Source organism: Wolbachia endosymbiont of Phyllotreta cruciferae (assembly GCF_918697765.1).
Lineage (GTDB): Bacteria > Pseudomonadota > Alphaproteobacteria > Rickettsiales > Anaplasmataceae > Wolbachia > Wolbachia pipientis.
In genome coordinates, this window is record NZ_OU953855.1 from 675,414 (window position 1) to 693,670 (window position 18,257).

Consider the following 18,257-nt stretch of genomic DNA (forward strand, 5'->3'; position numbering starts at 1 on the left):
AAGGATTGCCCTCACAACACTTAAAATGTAAAATGGTTCTACTTAAGTAAAATAGCCATAAATGAACAACATAAGAAATTTTGCAATAATAGCGCATATAGACCACGGTAAGTCAACGCTTGCTGACCGTTTAATAGAGGAATGTAACGGCCTTGAAGCAAGAGAAATGACCAATCAAATACTCGATTCAATGGATATAGAGCGTGAACGTGGCATTACAATTAAAGCACAGACCGTAAAACTCAATTATACGGCAAACGACGGTAATCAATATTGCCTAAATCTCATGGACACCCCAGGTCACGTTGACTTTTCTTACGAGGTAAGTCGAAGCTTAGCAGCGTGCGAAGGTTCACTTTTAATAGTAGATAGCAGTCAAGGCGTTGAAGCACAAACCCTTGCAAATGTATATAAAGCTATTGACAACAACCATGAAATAATAGTTGTGCTCAATAAAGTTGATCTTCCTGCTGCAGATCCAGAAGGAGTAAAACTCCAGGTTGAGGAAATAATTGGTATTGACGCAAGTGAGTCAGTTTTAATATCAGCAAAAACTGGACTTGGAATAAAAGATGTACTGGAAGCAATAGTAGCAAAACTTCCAGCTCCTCAAGGTGATGTCAATGCTCCATTGCAAGCAATTTTGGTTGATAGTTGGTATGACACTTACTTAGGAGTAGTAATTTTAGTGCGAGTTAAAAATGGAGTGCTAAAAAAAGGCATGAAAATTGTTATGATGTCTAATAATGCTACATATCAGATAGATAATATCGGTATTTTCACCCCTAAAAAAGTTATGACGAGTGAGCTTTCAGCGGGTGAAGTTGGTTTTATAACTGCTTCAATGAAGGAAGTAGCAGACTGCAAGGTAGGGGACACTATCACTGAGGAAAAGAGACCTTGTAGTGAAGCACTTCCTGGATTTAAAGAAGTGCATCCTGTGGTATTTTGTAGCATTTTCCCTCACAAAACGGATGATTTTAAATATCTAAGGGAAGCTCTAGAGAAGTTACATTTAAATGATGCAAGTTTTACCTTCGAAGCTGAAACTTCAAATGCACTAGGCTATGGATTTCGTTGTGGTTTTTTGGGAATGTTGCATCTTGAAGTTATTCAAGAAAGGCTCGAGAGAGAATTTGATTTAGACCTAACAGCAACTGCACCGAGTGTTATATATAGGGTTACAACACGAAGTGGTGAAATTTTGAATATTCATAACCCAAGTGATATGCCAGATCCAACGAAAATTGAAATTGTGGAAGAACCATGGATTACCGCAACCATAATGGTTCCTGATCAATACTTGGGAGAGATTCTATCTCTATGTGAAGAAAGGAGGGGAGAACAGGAGGATTTATCTTACATTGGTAACACAACAACAGCATTGTTAAGATATAAATTACCACTGTCTGAAGTTGTTTTTGACTTTTATGATCGATTAAAATCAATTTCCAAAGGATATGCAAGTTTGGATTGGGAAATTTCCAGCTATCTGGTAAGCCAAATAGATAAATTAAGCTTTTTAATTAATGGAGAGCCCGTAGATGCACTGGCTTGTATCGTTCACAAAAGTAGGGCAGAAAAAAGAGGGCGTGAAATATGTGCACGCTTGAAGGATCTAATACCACGTCAGCAATACAAAATCGCGATTCAAGCAGCAGTGGGCGGGAAAATTATTGCCAGAGAAACGATTAACCCATACAGAAAAGATGTAACAGCTAAACTCTATGGTGGAGATGTAACGCGAAGAATGAAACTACTTGAAAAGCAAAAGAAGGGTAAAAAAAGGTTACATTCTATAGGGAACGTAAATATTCCACAGAATGCTTTTATTCAAGCCTTGAAGATAAGTGATTGATCTTAAAAGACTTCTTGTATAGTTTTTGGCAACAACCGTTAGAAACGAAAAAACTTACTTGACAAACTCCGCCAACCCCCTTATCATGAAACTGAAGCTATTTATTTATCTTCGCAATCTGTGCAGGTTGATGACAAAAAACTTAGGGTATTTGGCGTCTTATGTTTAATTTTTCGCACTACGTGCATCGCATGTCTTTAAAAATTTTTAGGTTTTTACCTATATAAGCCGAAACGCGCTTACAAAGCGTTTAAGACAGCAAAAAACGTCAAATTGACAAGGGAGAATTTGAATGCTAGCTACTACGGGGTTTCTTTGCCTTTTTTCCTGCTTAGTAAATTTCTTAAACACTTGCGGTGTAGGTTAGTTGCAAGTTAAAAGCAGCTAAATCGCTCTTAATCAAGCGTTTTAGAATAAAAAAACGCCGATATTTTAGTACATAGTAAATAGCCAACCACCACGGGGCTTCTTTTGCCTTTTTTTCATTTGGTAAATTTCTTAATGTTTATGGCTAAACGACAACCGTCATCCCGCTACTTGTTAGCGGCTGAGATACCGCGGCGGTATGACGTAGGACTGCTGTCATCCCAGTGCTTGACACTGGGATGGCTTTGTTGCATCGCTAGCTATGATGGATAAAGATAAAAAAGGTAGAGAATATCAGTAGCTTATTATTCTGGTATTTATAACAAGAACGGTCAGTGAATACCTAAATTTGAGTAAAAGAAATTTCACTACCACTCACTAATCCGGCTAAAATTCAAGAATTTCAATGCTTTAGCTATTTTCAATAGAATTAAATTTATTAATATAAATAATAAATTACTATTCTTAAATTTGATCAGATTGATTGCAAAAAAACAAGATTTTCAATAGGTTGCTTATAATCCTAACTATAGTTAGCCTTTCATAAGTAGCGATGCAACAAAGCCCACTGGGATCCAGTTGAGCTATTTCAACAAAAATACTGCATTTGAGATGAACGTTTATTCTTACCAGACTTATTTACAAATATAACAATTAAAGTCTGGATTCCAGCGTCAAGCACTGGAATAATATCGTTTACTATGTCTATATTACAATATTTGTGCAGTTGTGTATCAACTACTTTTGTGGCACCGTTTGTTATTCAATCTTTATGCTAGTTTTACTAAAAATTATAGTATTTTAGGTATAATTGCAATATCTAAATTTAAGGTATAGAGATGAACCCTAGGAAAGTTTTTAATATTCTTTTTATAGTATTATTTATTTCTTTTTCTCATGTTGGGAGTGCTGCCGCTGACACTAATACTGATACAACTGCTCAAGTAATATGTAACATTATTGGCTACATTTGGGGAATAGGCGGACCACTTATGACCGTAGTGATAATAGGTGCAGCTTTGCTTGCGATATTTGGTAGAATGCCATGGCCAGCTCTTTTTGCACTCGGTATATTTTGTGCTGTATTTTTCGGTGCTAAAACTATCGTCATAAAAGTAATGGGTGGTATAGGCGGCACTGGAAATACTTCTTTGATGGACCAATGCGGAACAGGAGACACAAAAAAGAACTATTTTTTTCTAAAACAGACCTGATGCACGGCTTCAACTATATCTTCCACTTGCGGTAATGCTTTTTTTTCTAGATTTGCAGCGTAAGGTAAGGGGATGTCCTTGCCAGTTACACGTACAACTGGAGCATCAAGGTAGTCAAATCCTTGTTCCATAACAACGGCTGACAGCTCTGCTCCTATTCCTGCAAATGGCCATCCTTCTTCTACACTAACTAACCTATTAGTCTTCTGAATAGAGTTAATAACAGTTTGAGTGTCAAGTGGTCTTAAGGTTCTGAGGTCAATAACTTCAGCTTCTATACCTTCACTCGAAAGTAAATCTGCTGCATTTAAGGCATCCATTAATTTTAATGAAAAAGCAGTGATAGTTACATCCTTTCCTTCCCGTATAACAGCAGCTTTGCCTATCTCAAGTAGATAATCTTTGTTTGATAGCTCAGAGTCAGAAACTTCATGCTCATGTCCATAAGCTATTTCGTTTTCTAGAAATATTACCGGATTAGGGTCACGAATTGCAGCTTTAAGCAGACCTCTGCAATCGGAGGCAAAATAGGGTGCTATTACTTTTAACCCCGGTATATGCGAATACCAAGCTGCAAAGCATTGAGAATGTTGTGCAGCAACTCTTGCTGCAGCGCCATTTGGTCCACGAAATACTATAGGGCATCCAAGTTGTCCGCCTGACATATAATTTGTTTTTGCTGCGGAATTCACAATTTGGTCAATAGCTTGCATAGAAAAATTAAAAGTCATAAACTCGACTATTGGCTTTAATCCAGCAAATGCCGCTCCAACAGCAAGGCCAGCAAATCCATGTTCGGTAATAGGCGTATCAACTACTCTGTTTTCTCCAAACTCTTTCAGTAATCCTTTCGTTACTTTATAAGCACCATCATACTCTGCAACTTCTTCACCCATGATAAGCACATCAGAGTCGTTTTGCATTTCTTCTCTAATTGCTGTGCATAAAGCTTCTCTTACACTTAAGGTTGCCATTTATAAACTTTTATAGACTTTAACTAAAGTAACTATATCAGAATTACTGGGGATAAGTAAAGTGTACAAATTAAGTTTTACAAACATCATGACCAACTCATTCCAAAAAAAAATCTTCTCACGCTTGCTGGTTTTGGTTGCTGGAAATGGCTGGATTATTTAAGCTTTTAGTAATGTATGTTGTTAAATTAATAGCAATTTATTTGGAAATAACAGAAAAATTTATGATAGTTTTATACTCTAAATAGAATAAGATACTTCTGTCTGTGTCTCCACGTTTGAAACTAACCTTATTCTATCTCTTTCTTGTTCTGGACTTAACCTGTGAAGCGCGTAACTGAAATCTTCCTCACTCACTATAAGCCGTCTTTGCGCACCAGCGCTAATTTTTGCTTCATTCACTAATTGCTCTAACTCAGCCCCAGAATAGCCTTTAGTCCTTTCCGCAATGTTTTTAAGGTTTAACTCATTATCGGCTTCTGTACCTCGCATATAAAGTTCTAATATTTTTTGTCTCGCTTCTACGCTTGGATTAGGGATATAAACCCTCTGACCTAAACGTCCAGGTCTAATAAGTGCTGGATCTATACCACCGATAAGGTTAGTTGCACCAATTACTATTATATCTTTTCTGCTCTTAAATCCATCTATTTCAGTTAACAACTGTGTTAAACTCTCTCGACAATGGTAAGCTGAGTTATTAGCGGTACTTCTTTTTTGAGCAACTGCATCTATTTCATCTATAAAGACTATACAAGGAGAATATTTTTTTGCTATTTTAAAAAGCTCGCGTACAGCATGTGCACCATGACCAATATATACTCCAATAAGTTCAGGCAATGGCGTCAACTTAAGAACTTTCATTAGCAAACTCTCCTAAAGACATGATGGCGTTTGGGCTTATCTACCTTATCGCGGCTATACAATCGTCCCGGTCGGATTTTAACTTTAGCGCGTATACTTGCTCTATCAAAAAGGGCTTGAAAGTTTTTTGGCGCAATAAGTACCTGATAGAGTTTCTGCCTCATTACACCAAATAAAACCGAAAAATTTAAACGATACTCAGCAATTTGATCTGGATTCCAAGGCCCTTGTGCATCACACATATGAAGCGACAATATATTACACATGACTAAGTTTGCCCAAAATTCTTGTAATACAGCCTCTAAATTTACGCCAGAAAAATTCTCTAACTCTGCACCTATTTTGAGTCGTTTATAGCACTCCTCTATATGCCACCTTAATACATAAGCTTTGCTGATATCTTCCAAAGTAAATTTTTCTCGATCAAAAAGTGAAGTAACCAATACCTCTGTTTCTCCGTTGGCTAATGTCAGCACTATTACTCTTACTTTCTGTCCTTTCATTTTATTTTTTAGCTTTTCATTTTCTAATATAAAATCGAAATCTAATTCTCCAGATGCAATTCGTTCCCATAGCTTGCTATAATTTCTTTTTTGCAAGCGAAAAATAAAATCTACTTCCAAATCATAATGCTGCTGAATGAATTTTACTGAAGACGATCATAGATAAATAATAATTTCTTTTGATTTAATGAACGCATTTGAGTGATAACTTCGGGTAATTGCTCTTCCGCCAACGTTTGTTCACCTATATTCCAAGCCGCAAGACGAGCACTACAAATCAGCGAAGTACACAAATCAACAAACAAATTGCCAATGGTGGCATTATACCTGTTGTTCCATTTGGTTTAAAACGGCCAAACTCGGATACAATTTCTTCAGAGCTCGGTAATCGAATACCAGAACCATCTGCTGCAATAAGCCTATAGCCTCTCCAACTCAGGCTCATCTTGATAGGCTGTTTGGATGCTTAAATTCTTTAAAACCTGTATGACAAATCTTATATCTTGCTTTAGAAAAAGCTTGCTTTGAGGGTACATGTCAATGGCTCCATAAGTTCACATTCTATTCCCAAACTTTTTTTAACTAACTTTAAAATCATAGAAAATACTGTCGAAAAAGGAAGTTTTCTTGTTCGTGTAAAACTCAACACAATGGATTCTCTGAAAAGCTTTCGAGTATATTATATTTTTAATTTGTAGAATAAAATTTTTTCCTTTTTGTTTGGTAGAAGTCATAGTTTTAAATCCTCCTGATTAAGTTTTATCGCTATGACTCCCCCACCAGAACCGTGCTTGCAGCTTTCCCGCACACGGCTCCACAATGTAGTATTCACAGCATTTCCTATTTTGTATATAATGAGTAGCATATTCTTGGTTTTGGTAATGGATTAACTTGTAGATAGTGTATAAATTGCTTTGAATTCATACTCTTCTTCTGACTACGTCGGTTTATCCATTTATACGCTAGCTTGATTACCCGCCAGAAGAATTTATTCAACCACCGGTAATTTCCGCTAACTCCGAAGTAGTTATAGTGTCCTGTTAGTTTTGCTTTAAGTATTGACCACCAATCTTTAAGGTGAACTTTATTTCGAATCTTTTTCACCCATTCTTTGATTTCTTTAAGTTTTCTAGATAGATTTTCTTTCGAGGTTTTATGACCTACCATTACTCTACCTTTACGACTCCTTGTACCATAATGGGTGAATCCTAGAAAGTTGAAACTTTCCGTTTTTCGTTTCTCCCTTATTCCTTGTTGCCACTCCTTTTTGCCAAACTTTACTATTCTTGTTTTGTCTTCAGATATTTCCAGTCCAAATTTTCCTAGCCTTTGTTTCAGTGACTCTAAGAGTTCTCTAGCATCTTTTTCTCTTTCGCAGCAAATCAGGTGATCGTCTGCATACCTAACTAGCTCCATATAACCTTTAGATCTTAGCTTGAATTTCTTTTCAAACCACAAATCCAGCACATAATGCAACTATATATTAGCTAGTATAGGACTTACTATTCCCCCCTGAGGTGTGCCTAGTTCAGTTGCTTCATAATGTCCTGCTTCGACTACTCCTGCCTTAAGAAATCGTTTTACTAACCACAGTATGTTTGGGTCTGTTATCCGTTCTCTCAAGCATCTCATTAGCCATTTGTGCTGGACATTATCAAAGAATTTCTTGATATCAACTTCTACTACATAGTTAGTTGGTCTGTACATAACTGCTTTATTTAGTGCATTTACCGCTTGATGACAGCTTCTACCAGGACGAAAACCATATGAGTTATCCAGAAAGTTAGCTTCATAAATATTTTCTAATATCTTCTTCAGCATTATCTGGACTAACTTATCTTCTGTAGACGGTACTCCAAGCCCGCGTTTCTCTTTGCTTCCAGCTTTTGGTATATATACTCTTTTCACTGGTTGCGGTTGATATCGCTTTCTTTTCATACTATCCACCAGAGTGTTGAGCTTCTCTTCAAGATTTTCTCCATAAGCTTCTACTGTCACCTGGTCTATACCGCATGCTTTGTTATGCTTTAGCTCTTTATAACATTCAGCAAGATTCTCTGCGTTTATCAGATGAATTAACGATTAAATTTCAATCGTTTATCTTGCCTGGCTCTTACTGCTATCTGATTTAGTTTTCTTTGCACGTTATTCCAACCTCCGTTGTATTGGCATAGCAATTCCTAAACCAGTCACTATATTGCTGACCGCTTCCCCTTGTATGTGGCTTTCCCACACTCTGAGTACTATCAATCAGTCCGACTTCCTTTATATCTTCCGTCAGTACTCGCCTTTGTTGACTTGTTCCAACGTACCTTAATAGGAATACAAAGGATCTCCCAAGTTTACGTAAACTCCATCTCAACACGTGATACGGCCTCAGATCCCGATAGAGTGAGTGATAACTTGCCCTATTGTTACCCTTCTTGCTGTCTTCCACTATATGCAACGTGTCGACCTCTATGACATCGAGAATTTCGGGACTCAATACCTTCACTTTCGTTGTACCCTGTGTTGTCCATTCCACTAGCTTTACTACGCTCGTTACCTTACGCAGCATAGTGGTTTGTTCCAGCCTGCTGGCTAGGCTTTGCCTGGGTTGGATTTTCACCAACTGGACTTTACGCACTTTGCTTGGCGCACGCATGTTTCACCTAAAAAGGACACATTTTAAACTTCTTTGTTGAAATAAAATAGAAACAAAAGTGCTGTTTCCTGCGGCTTCTGGATAATTTAATGGTAAAAGTTTTAGAGAGAAATTTTATACACTATCGCTGATATTTTTCCTTAAGTTGACGCCATTGGTAGTACAGGATCAAAAGCAAACCATTTCTGAGTTAGAAGCTAAGATACAAGCTCAAGAACAAACAATTTCTGGGCAAAATGACCAGCTGACTAAAAAAGAAGTGGAAGTAAAAGCTAAAGAGGAAGAAATTTCTAAGCAGAAAATTGAAATTAATAAAAAAAATGAGGAGATTAATAATCCAAAAGAAGAAATAGAAAAATTTAAACACAAGAAAACTTTTGTTCCGCAAGCAATAAAGAATATCAAAGAAGCATCTCAAGAAGCATTTGCATATGTAGCAGAAGCCTACAGTAGTGGGCGCGTTCATAGTACTATTAAGCAGCGCCGTAGTGATGTTGCAAATGACTTAACAAATGTCGTAGGTAGTGCGAAAAATGCTTATGGCACATCAGTTGAGTATGTAAAAGGGAAATTTAATAGTGCTGGAAATAAATTAAAAAATGTTTATGGTACATTAGTTGAGTATACAAAAGGAGCACTTAACAGCGTTGGAAGCAGCTTGTACAGTAGGATTTATGGTACTAAGGTTTCTAGTCCGGAAGAGCAGTTTAAGCGTGAAGATGGATCTAAACCTAGCATGCAAGAACTAACTCGTTTGGATTATTTAAATCTTGAGGTTCTTTCCAGTGAGCAAAAGCAACGAGCTAATAGTTTGGATTATTTAAATATTGATAACGTTCCTAAGCAACCTGATCATTTAAATGTTGATGCTGCTAAAAGTTATTTAATGAGTCTTTCTGAGGATCAGGATGTATTTTATGATGCAGAATCTGGTGATGAACAAGGTACTGAGATTTCTAGCCCAGAAAGTCAGCCAACTAAAGAAGAAAATGGTCAAGGCTGGTTTGCATGGAGCCTAGGAAAGGTTAAGTCGGCAATGACTGAAGTAGTAGTGATAGGTGCTGATGTTACTAAACCATATTGTGCTAAAGTAACTAAGGCACTTGCCACCTAACTTGAATATGTAGACAGCGGTGTGCACCGTCGTTAACTAAAGATAATCCCATCCAGGAGAAATAGTTTTTACACTATTTCTCCTCTTTAGCATCAACCCTCAAAAAAACCGGCGTAGGTTTAGGCAGCGTAATGCCTAAGCTTACGCATGCGTTGCACAGAGATTTTAAATCTCGTTGTTCTTTCGGAATTTGCAGTTGATTTAGTATCATCTCTGCTGACTTGGGAACGATTGGCTGCAATAAAATGCCTATTATCCTGATATATTCCAGTAACTTGTAAATTACTAAATTCATGCGCTCTCTGTCAGTTTTGCTTAGTGTCCAGGGTGCACTTTTGTCTATGTAGGCATTTGCTTCAGAAGAGATGTTGATGATTAGAAGTATGATATGGTTAAATTCATACTTTGATAGGTGATTCATCACTTGATCGAGTATAGCTTTGCAACCTGGAAGACTTTCTTCACCTTTAAGTAGGCTTTGATCGATTGTTGGTACAATTCCAGAACATTGCTTGTGTAAAAATGAAATTGTTCTTTGCACTAAATTGCCTATGTTGTTTGCCAGTTCTGAATTTATCCGGCTGATCATATTTTTCTTACTAAAGTTGCCATCTTGGCCGAAGCTTGCTTCCCTGAGGAGAAAATAGCGTAGCTGATCAACACCAAACTCTTGAGCGAGGCCAATTGGATCTATGACATTACCAAGGGACTTGGATATTTTCTCTCCCTCGTTCAACCACCAACCATGAACTGCAATTTGTTTTGGCAGTGGCAGGTCTGCTGCAAGGAGAATCGCTGGCCAATATACAGCATGAAAGCGCAATATGTCTTTACCGATTACATGAACGTTGAAAGAGTTGTCAGCTAGGTTTGCAGCGCTTGACACTGGAATCTGCGTTTTCCCTTGGTTTGGTGTCATTCCAGTGCTTGACACTGGAATCTGTGTTTCTGGTTCTGCCCAAAACCTCTTATATTCCTCACCTTCAGTACTAGGGAAACCTATTGATGTAAGATAATTGGTTAATGCATCTATCCAGACATAGATTACGTGTTTGTCATTACCTGGTACTTTTATTCCCCAGTTAAAACTAGTGCGAGAGATTGAGAGGTCAATGAGCCCTGATCTTACAAACGATATCACTTCATTTCTTCTGCTCTCAGGAAAGATAAAACTTGGCTGATTTTTATAGAGTTCCAGTAATTTGTCTTGCCAGTTTGACAAGCGAAAAAAGTAGCTCTCTTCTTTTATCCACTGAACTTCTGCGCCTGTTGGTGCTTTGCCATCTATCAGCTCTGATTCCTGATAAAATGCTTCATCACGAACTGAATACCAACCCGAATAGGAATCCAAATATATTTGCCCTCTCTCTTCAAGTCTATTCCATAAAGCTATAACTGCTTTTTTGTGACGTTCCTCCGTAGTGCGAATAAAATCGTCATACTCAAAATTCATGAACTTAGCCAATTCTTTAAATGAAACGCTCACATCATCTGTAAATTCTTTTGGCTGCATTTCCTTTGCTTTAGCTGCTTTTTCTATTTTTTGTCCATGTTCATCTGTACCGGTGGTAAATTTGACATTTTTCCCAGCTAGTTTCATGAACCTTGCCACCACGTCACACAAGAGAGAAGTGTATGCATGACCAATATGCGGCTTATCGTTTACGTAATATACTGGCGTGGTGATGTAAAAGTTCTCGAATTGTTCCATGGTTTCGCATTTTGATAAAAATCAACTGAGTTAATTATAGTATTAAAAAGGCAGTAATAAATAAATATTGATTGGGTTAAGCATAATTTTTGAAAAAAGCTATTTACTGAAATTTTATTAAAATAAGAAACAATCAGGCATGATTATTGAAAGAACAATGAGAAATTTTCTTGTAATTCTATTTATAGTTTTCTATGCATTTGATGCACACGCTGATGGAGCAACAGATGTAATGTGTAATGTAATAGGTTACGTTCATGGAATAGGTAGACCAATGATTACAGTGGTAATAATTGGTTCAAGCTTACTTGCAATATTTGGCAGAATGCCTTGGCCTGCACTTTTCGCACTGGGTATGTTTGTTGCTGTGTTTTTTGGTGCTCCTCAAATTGTAACAAAGGTAACAGAAAAAGAAGTTTGTTGTCTTTTTAAAGGTCAAACCCTTACTTTTACCCACAAATGTAAAAAGTGAGTAAGCTAAATAATTTAGGATCAAAATGATAGAAACAAGTACAAGCGTGCAATATACAGATGGCTTATGGGATAAATGGCTGGAAAGAGAGTTAAAACACATTAATTTGGGAGATAAAAGGCTTAATAAAAGGCTTATAAAAACAAGTTATTGCATAGAGGGTAAGGCATCTGGTTCAATTAATCAAAGCTGTAGTGGGTGGAAAGAAGCTAAGGGTGCATATAGATTATTTAGCAATGAAAAGCTTGAAGATAAGGAAATTTATTCTTCCCATTATAAAGAAACTAAGGAAAGAATAAAAGGAAACCAGTTGGTCTTTTCAGTTCAAGATACAAGTTATTTGGATTTTGACTCTCATATAAAGACCTTACTTTTACCCACAATTTTGAGAGGTTATGATGTGAAGCATAACAATGCTCTCCTTAAGGTTTTCATAGCCCCGCCATAGAGCTTACTATTACCCACAAATAAAAACATAGTATTGTATTTACTCAAATAATTTAATTTTATTAACCTGAAAGCTTATTAGATTAAAATTATTAAACTAAGAGTTATAATTTTAGCAACTAAAAGCTGTAAATTGCACCATATAAACAGTTATTTCAAGCAAAAGTTATGCCATTAAGAGCTATGCAACAAACATTTATATTTGTGGGTAATAGTAAGGCCATAGAGTCATAGACCCTGGTAAATTATCACTTTTTCTATTCATAAATCACCCAATTTTCCTAACCAAATAATAGCTTGTTTTATGTTTGGAGGTTCTTCGGGTAATGTTGCTACCCGATACTCACGCATGTAAAGGACCTTCCACTCTTCGTTGCTTAAAATTTTAGTACAAATTTCCATGGGATTTGATAAAGCCACTTTTGTCAAATATAAAATTTTAAACGCGATTATACTTTTTATAGCAATTAACTTCTGTAATCTTTCTTTTGTAGCTAAGCGGGAGCTTTCTATCTTACATCCTGATTTTAAAATCCTAAAATACTCTTCAATTTTCCACCTTAGCTTATACCAATTTATCTTTTCTATGGCATCTAAAGTATTATTAATCGGTACATTAGTTAGTAGAGTCCAGTCGATAGCTTCCAATCCATCAGGAGGATTTGTTTCTTTTGCACTTACCACATATACAGGGATTTTATCACTTATTTTATGTATTGTATCTTTTGACCCATAAATGGAAGAAGATCTGATAGGTATATAGCCTTTCATATACTTAACTTCAATATTAGCTTTCCTTGATCTCTGGTTTCCACCTTTAGTAACTTCTAGAGAAATTTTCTTTTTTACTGGCAGTTGAGTGATGCGTGTTTGCAAATCTGTTTTTCCGACTTCAGTACAGATAAATCTTCTATTAGCTCGATTGCGGATTACATAAAAACTACCTAACGTCTCAGCCACCCATAAAAATTTGAAGATGTCTGCTTCCCTATCACCAAGGGTAACAAGTTGTACATTTGGAGGAAGGTTGTTTATAGTTTCTTTAAGAGCTGTTATCCACTTATAACTTTCTTTTTCTTCTATGGAGGTACGGTATTTTCTGTTTGCTTTTTCTTGTGCCGTTTCTTCTTCCCTAATAGAACGCGCCCAACATTGTTGGGAAGATAGACCTAAAGGTAATCCGTCTCTGCTGACTATTAAGGCACTATGCAACAGTAAACCCATTTTATGCTTTGTATAAGCTTTAGAAATACTGCCTAGTCTCTTGGTCTTTATATGAGAGTCAAAATCCAAATAACTTGTATCTTGAACTGAAAAGACCAACTGGTTTCCTTTTATTCTTTCCTTAGTTTCTTTATAATGGGAAGAATAAATTTCCTTATCTTCAAGCTTTTCATTGCTAAATAATCTATATGCACCCTTAGCTTCTTTCCACCCACTACAGCTTTGATTAATTGAACCAGATGCCTTACCCTCTATGCAATAACTTGTTTTTATAAGCCTTTTATTAAGCCTTTTATCTCCCAAATTAATGTGTTTTAACTCTCTTTCCAGCCATTTATCCCATAAGTGTTGAAAGTAACACAAAAAAGACATAAAGAACTATTATTGCAAGAAAATGGAGGCAATAATGGATCAAATAGAAAGAGTACTAAATTTAATAAAAGATGAGGATTTAGAAAGGCTAGGAAAATTAAGTGAAGTAGATAAATGTAATACTAAATTGTTGGGCAAGATTATATTTAAAGGTCTAATGAAGTTAATATTAATGGGGCAAAAAACAAGCCTAAGAGCGCTAGAAATGGTAATAAACAGGTGTATAATGGATAAGAATAGCGATAAAAGTACAGTAACATACAGTGGTTTGTCAAAAAGGTTAAAAGTTATAAATCCAGAATATTTTAAGGGAGTATATATTGATTTGATGAGCAAGATTAAAAAGCTATTACCCCAAAAAACATCAAATAACTTACATAAGTTTGATTCGACGATCATAAATTTATCGGGATATCTCATAAAAGATGGGCTAAAAATAGGCGGTAAAAGTAACGACAGTCAAGTTAAAGTGAGTGTAGGATTAAAGGATCAATTGCCGACAAGTATAAGATTTTGTAAAGGACAAGAAGAAAGTAGTGAAGATATAGCATTAGTGAGAGCAATTAATGAAGCTAAAGTTGAAAAAGAGGATATTTTATTATTTGATAGAGGAATCAGAAAAGTTGGAACTTTTGCCGAATTTGATGAAGAGGAGTACAAATTTATCACAAGAGTTAAAGTAGGAAGAAAACATGATGTTATAAGCAGGAACAAAGTTATAAGAGAACAAAAATCGGATGGATCAGAGATTTTAGAAGATATAATAGTTAATCTTTATCGTGCACGAGGTAAAGTGGCAGAAAAGCATGATCTACGGCTAATAAAAATCAGAAATAAAATTGGAGATGAAATATGGTTTTTGACAAACTTGTTTGAAATGCCAGCTTATGAAGTAACAGAGCTATATAGGCGCAGATGGGATATAGAAATGTTCTTTAAATTTATAAAGCAAAATCTTGGATATAAGCACTTTTTAAGCCATACTATGAATGGCATGAAGGTGTATATTTACATGATTATTATTACGGCTTTGTTATTTCTTGTTTATAAAATCAAAAATAATCTACATGGGTTCAAAATAGCATTACTGCAATTCACATTGGATCTAAATGACGTTCGATTGTTTTACTGTCGGGAGGTAATTTACATGCCGTTGATCATCTCATATCACGTTATTTTTGATACTTTCAACACTTATGCCATTTATCCCCTAAGCCATCTGTATATTGCACGCTTGTACTTGTTTCTATCATTTTGATCCTAAATTATTTAGCTTACTCACTTTTTACATTTGTGGGTAAAAGTAAGCTTGGAATGTGGGTGAGCAAACGTTAGCAGAAGAACAATTACCTGAAGTCGTTACTCAAATGCGTTCATTAAATCAAGATAGATTATTATTTATCTACGACCGTCTTCATTAAAATTCATTCAGCAGCATAAAGTAAGCTTGGAATGTGGGTGAGCAAACGTTAGCAGAAGAACAATTACCTGAAGTCGTTACTCAAATGCGTTCATTAAATCAAGATAGATTATTATTTATCTACGACCGTCTTCATTAAAATTCATTCAGCAGCATTATGAATTGAAAGTAGACTTTATTTTTCGCTTGCAAAAAAGAAATTATAGCAAGCTATGGGAACGAATTTCATCTGGTGAATTAGATTTTGATTTTGTGCTAGAAAATAAAACGAAAAGCCAAAAAGTAAGAGTAATAGTGCTGACATTAGCCAACGGAGAAACAGAGGTATTGGTTACTTCACTTTTTGATCGAGAAAAATTTACTTTGGAAGATATCAGCAAAGCTTATGTATTAAGGTGGCATATAGAGGAGTGCTATAAACGACTCAAAATAGGTGCAGAGTTAGAGAATTTTTCTGGCGTAAATTTAGAGGCTGTATTACAAGAATTTTGGGCAAACTTAGTCATGTGTAATATATTGTCGCTTCATATGTGTGATGCACAAGGGCCTTGGAATCCAGATCAAATTGCTGAGTATCGTTTAAATTTTTCGGTTTTATTTGGTGTAATGAGGCAGAAACTCTATCAGGTACTTATTGCGCCAAAAAACTTTCAAGCCCTTTTTGATAGAGCAAGTATACGCGCTAAAGTTAAAATCTTACTATTACCCACAAATATAAATGTTTGTTGCATAGCTCTTAATGGCATAACTTTTGCTTGAAATAACTGTTTATATGGTGCAATTTACAGCTTTTAGTTGCTAAAATTATAACTCTTAGTTTAATAATTTTAATCTAATAAGCTTTCAGGTTAATAAAATTAAATTATTTGAGTAAATACAATACTATGTTTTTATTTGTGGGTAATAGTAAGAGTTAAAATCCGACCGGGACGATTGTATAGCCGCGATAAGGTAGATAAGCCCAAACGCCATCATGTCTTTAGGAGAGTTTGCTAATGAAAGTTCTTAAGTTGACGCCATTGTCTGTTCAGCAGAGTGGCAAAATAAGGTAGACGAGAAAAGACAACTATAGGAACAAATGGGTGTCATGCCAGTGCGTGACACTGGTTTCCATCCAAAAGGGTGTCATCCCAGTGTCAGCTACTTTCATGACATCGTTTACTATGTGCCATATTGTAATGTTCGTACAGTTGTGGAATGAATCGCGGTATGACGTGTTGCTTGGGTCAGCTATAGTATAAATATACTAGGGGTTATAGTTTTCTTATGCTGCCTTTTTGTTATTAGACAACCACAATATAAAGGAGTGAAACGGATGCAAACAGTAGTGCATTTCTGCACCAAACGTATTACCTTTAACGAATAGTAAAATGTGAGATTTTTTGGAACTACCGTGGAGCAATTGCTCCACGGTTTCATTCTACTTAGAATCCACCCATGCCACTCATTTCTCCTGCACCCATAGGAGATGAAGCATTTTCTTTGCTTGGTACATCAACTATCATAGATTCAGTAGTTATCAGCACACTCGCAACAGATACCGCTGTTTCAAAAGCAATACGCACCACTTTTGCTGGATCAATCACACCAGCTGTAAACGCATTAGCATAATTCATAGCCTCAACGTTGTATATAAGCTCTTTATCATTCTGCTTAATCAAATAGTCAATTATAACAGCAGATTCAAGACCAGCATTTTTAACTAACCTTCTAATTGGAGCACTGAGAACTTTCTTGATAATGTTTATGCCTATTTGCTCTTCGTCACTTGCACCTTTTAATTTGTCGAGAACAGATGAAGCATAAAGAAGCGCAACTCCACCACCTGGAACTATACCTTCTTCAATTGCAGCTCTTGTTGCATGCAGCGCATCTTCGACTCTATCTCTACGTTCTTTAACTTCCACTTCAGTTGCTCCACCAACTTTGAGCACAGCAACGCCACCTGATAATTTCGCTAAACGTTCTCTTAGCTTTTCTTTATCATAATCAGAAGTTGAAGTTTCAATTTGAGATTTAATCTGCTCGATTCTAGCTTTCACACTGTCAGAATCGCTATTTTCGCTGACAACTGTGGTATTATCTTTAGTAATTTTAACATTTTTAGCCGTACCAAGATCATCAAGCGTGAGATCTTCCATCTTGATTCCAAGTTCATCTTTTATGACGTACTTAGCACCAGTTAAAGTTGCTATGTCTTCGAGCATCTCCTTTCTTCTGTCACCAAAACCTGGAGCTTTTACTGCAGCAACTTTTAAACCACCACGCAATTTATTGATAACTAAAGTGCTTAATGCTTCACCTTCGATATCCTCTGCAATAATAACCAAAGGTTTACCAGATTTAACAATAGCTTCAAGAATAGGAAGTAAAGGTTGAATAATATTTAATTTTTTCTCTGTAATTAATAGATAAGGATTATCAAGCTCCACGATCATTTTTTCATTATTTGTAATAAAATACGGAGAGAGATAACCGCGATCAAATTGCATGCCAGTAGTCAGCTCAACTTCTAACTCTTTTGAACCTTTACTCTCTTCAACAGTTATTACACCCTCTTTTCCAACTTCTTTCACGGAATCAGCGATACTGTTACCTATATCCTTATCACCATTTGCAGAGATTATTGCAACTTGTGCCACTTCGTCTATTTTCTCTAGAGAAATTGTACGAGACATTGACGCAATTTCCTTTAATATTACATCTTTTGCCTTCTGTATTCCGTTTTTAATACCAACACGATCGTTTCCAGCAGCAATTGATTTTGAAGCTTCCATTATCATGTTGCTAGTTAGTATTGAGCACGTTGTTGTACCATCACCAACTTTATCGTTACATTGAGAACAACTTTGTGCAAAGATGCTTGCTATCGCAGCGTTTAATGGTTTTTCAGGCTTGATACCCTTCATCACCTTATAACCATCTTTTGTAATTTCTGGTGCTCCATAGGGCTTATTAATCCCTACTGTTTTTCCTCTAGGTCCTGCAGTTATTGCTACCGTTGAATCCACTATTGCTGCAACTTCACGAAAGGCTTCTTGCAACTGCTCACCTGATACTACTACATTAGTCAT

11 protein-coding genes and 3 pseudogenes are annotated in these 18,257 nt (G+C 36.1%); 7 read left to right on the forward strand and 7 right to left on the reverse strand.

Features of this window, described 5'->3' with window-relative positions:
• The first annotated feature begins 61 nt into the window (after positions 1-61).
• Together lepA and NL281_RS03190 are read left to right on the forward strand one after the other, a co-directional pair.
• Positions 62-1,858 carry a translation elongation factor 4 gene (gene lepA, locus NL281_RS03185; protein WP_253303610.1) on the forward strand — a complete coding sequence of 599 codons (1,797 nt, stop codon included), beginning with the start codon at positions 62-64 and terminating at the stop codon, positions 1,856-1,858.
• Positions 1,859-3,063: 1,205 nt separating this feature from the next.
• Positions 3,064-3,438 carry a TrbC/VirB2 family protein gene (locus tag NL281_RS03190; protein WP_253303611.1) on the forward strand — a complete coding sequence of 125 codons (375 nt, stop codon included), beginning with the start codon at positions 3,064-3,066 and terminating at the stop codon, positions 3,436-3,438.
• Here the strand turns inward: NL281_RS03190 and NL281_RS03195 are convergent.
• The 4 genes and pseudogenes from NL281_RS03195 to ltrA all read right to left on the reverse strand — a co-directional run bounded on the left by NL281_RS03195 (position 3,414) and on the right by ltrA (position 7,717).
• Positions 3,414-4,412: a pyruvate dehydrogenase complex E1 component subunit beta gene (locus NL281_RS03195; protein WP_012673123.1), complete on the reverse strand. Its 999-nt coding sequence runs from the start codon at positions 4,410-4,412 to the stop codon at positions 3,414-3,416. The genes NL281_RS03190 and NL281_RS03195 overlap by 25 nt on opposite strands.
• A gap of 240 nt (positions 4,413-4,652) precedes the next feature.
• Positions 4,653-5,276, reverse strand: coding sequence for an AAA family ATPase (locus NL281_RS03200; protein WP_253303612.1), 624 nt, complete (start codon positions 5,274-5,276; stop codon positions 4,653-4,655).
• Positions 5,276-6,513: pseudogene (locus NL281_RS03205) on the reverse strand (IS4 family transposase). The gene NL281_RS03200 and the pseudogene NL281_RS03205 overlap by 1 nt, the downstream one beginning before the upstream one ends.
• A gap of 106 nt (positions 6,514-6,619) precedes the next feature.
• Positions 6,620-7,717, reverse strand: a pseudogene (gene ltrA / locus NL281_RS09160) (group II intron reverse transcriptase/maturase).
• Between the two features lie 851 nt (positions 7,718-8,568).
• On the opposite strand from ltrA, the gene NL281_RS03220 reads away from it, so the two are divergent.
• A complete protein-coding gene (locus NL281_RS03220) occupies positions 8,569-9,537 on the forward strand; it encodes a hypothetical protein (protein ID WP_253303613.1) in 969 nt (322 codons plus the stop codon).
• 73 nt (positions 9,538-9,610) lie between these two features.
• Here the strand turns inward: NL281_RS03220 and metG are convergent, their stop codons facing one another.
• Positions 9,611-11,248, reverse strand: coding sequence for a methionine--tRNA ligase (gene metG, locus NL281_RS03225; protein ID WP_253303614.1), 1,638 nt, complete (start codon positions 11,246-11,248; stop codon positions 9,611-9,613).
• Between the two features lie 157 nt (positions 11,249-11,405).
• On the opposite strand from metG, the gene NL281_RS03230 reads away from it, so the two are divergent.
• Both NL281_RS03230 and NL281_RS03235 read left to right on the forward strand, forming a co-directional pair.
• Positions 11,406-11,720 (forward strand): TrbC/VirB2 family protein, encoded by a 315-nt coding sequence (locus tag NL281_RS03230; protein ID WP_253303715.1) that lies wholly within the window; start codon positions 11,406-11,408, stop codon positions 11,718-11,720.
• Between the two features lie 25 nt (positions 11,721-11,745).
• Positions 11,746-12,168: an IS4/Tn5 family transposase DNA-binding protein gene (locus tag NL281_RS03235; protein WP_253303424.1), complete on the forward strand. Its 423-nt coding sequence runs from the start codon at positions 11,746-11,748 to the stop codon at positions 12,166-12,168.
• A gap of 260 nt (positions 12,169-12,428) precedes the next feature.
• Here NL281_RS03235 and NL281_RS03240 read toward each other — a convergent pair whose 3' ends face one another.
• Positions 12,429-13,763 (reverse strand): IS4 family transposase, encoded by a 1,335-nt coding sequence (locus tag NL281_RS03240; RefSeq protein ID WP_253303447.1) that lies wholly within the window; start codon positions 13,761-13,763, stop codon positions 12,429-12,431.
• 22 nt (positions 13,764-13,785) lie between these two features.
• On the opposite strand from NL281_RS03240, the gene NL281_RS03245 reads away from it, so the two are divergent.
• Complete coding sequence (locus NL281_RS03245) at positions 13,786-15,021, forward strand: IS4 family transposase (RefSeq protein WP_253303615.1); 1,236 nt, start codon at positions 13,786-13,788, stop codon at positions 15,019-15,021.
• Between the two features lie 187 nt (positions 15,022-15,208).
• Positions 15,209-15,879 (forward strand): annotated as a pseudogene (locus NL281_RS03250) (transposase); the annotation flags it as partial.
• A gap of 728 nt (positions 15,880-16,607) precedes the next feature.
• On the opposite strand, the gene groL reads toward NL281_RS03250, so the two are convergent.
• The gene (gene groL / locus NL281_RS03255) at positions 16,608-18,257 is read right to left on the reverse strand and encodes a chaperonin GroEL (RefSeq protein WP_253303616.1); all 1,650 of its coding nucleotides are present in this window, start codon (positions 18,255-18,257) and stop codon (positions 16,608-16,610) included.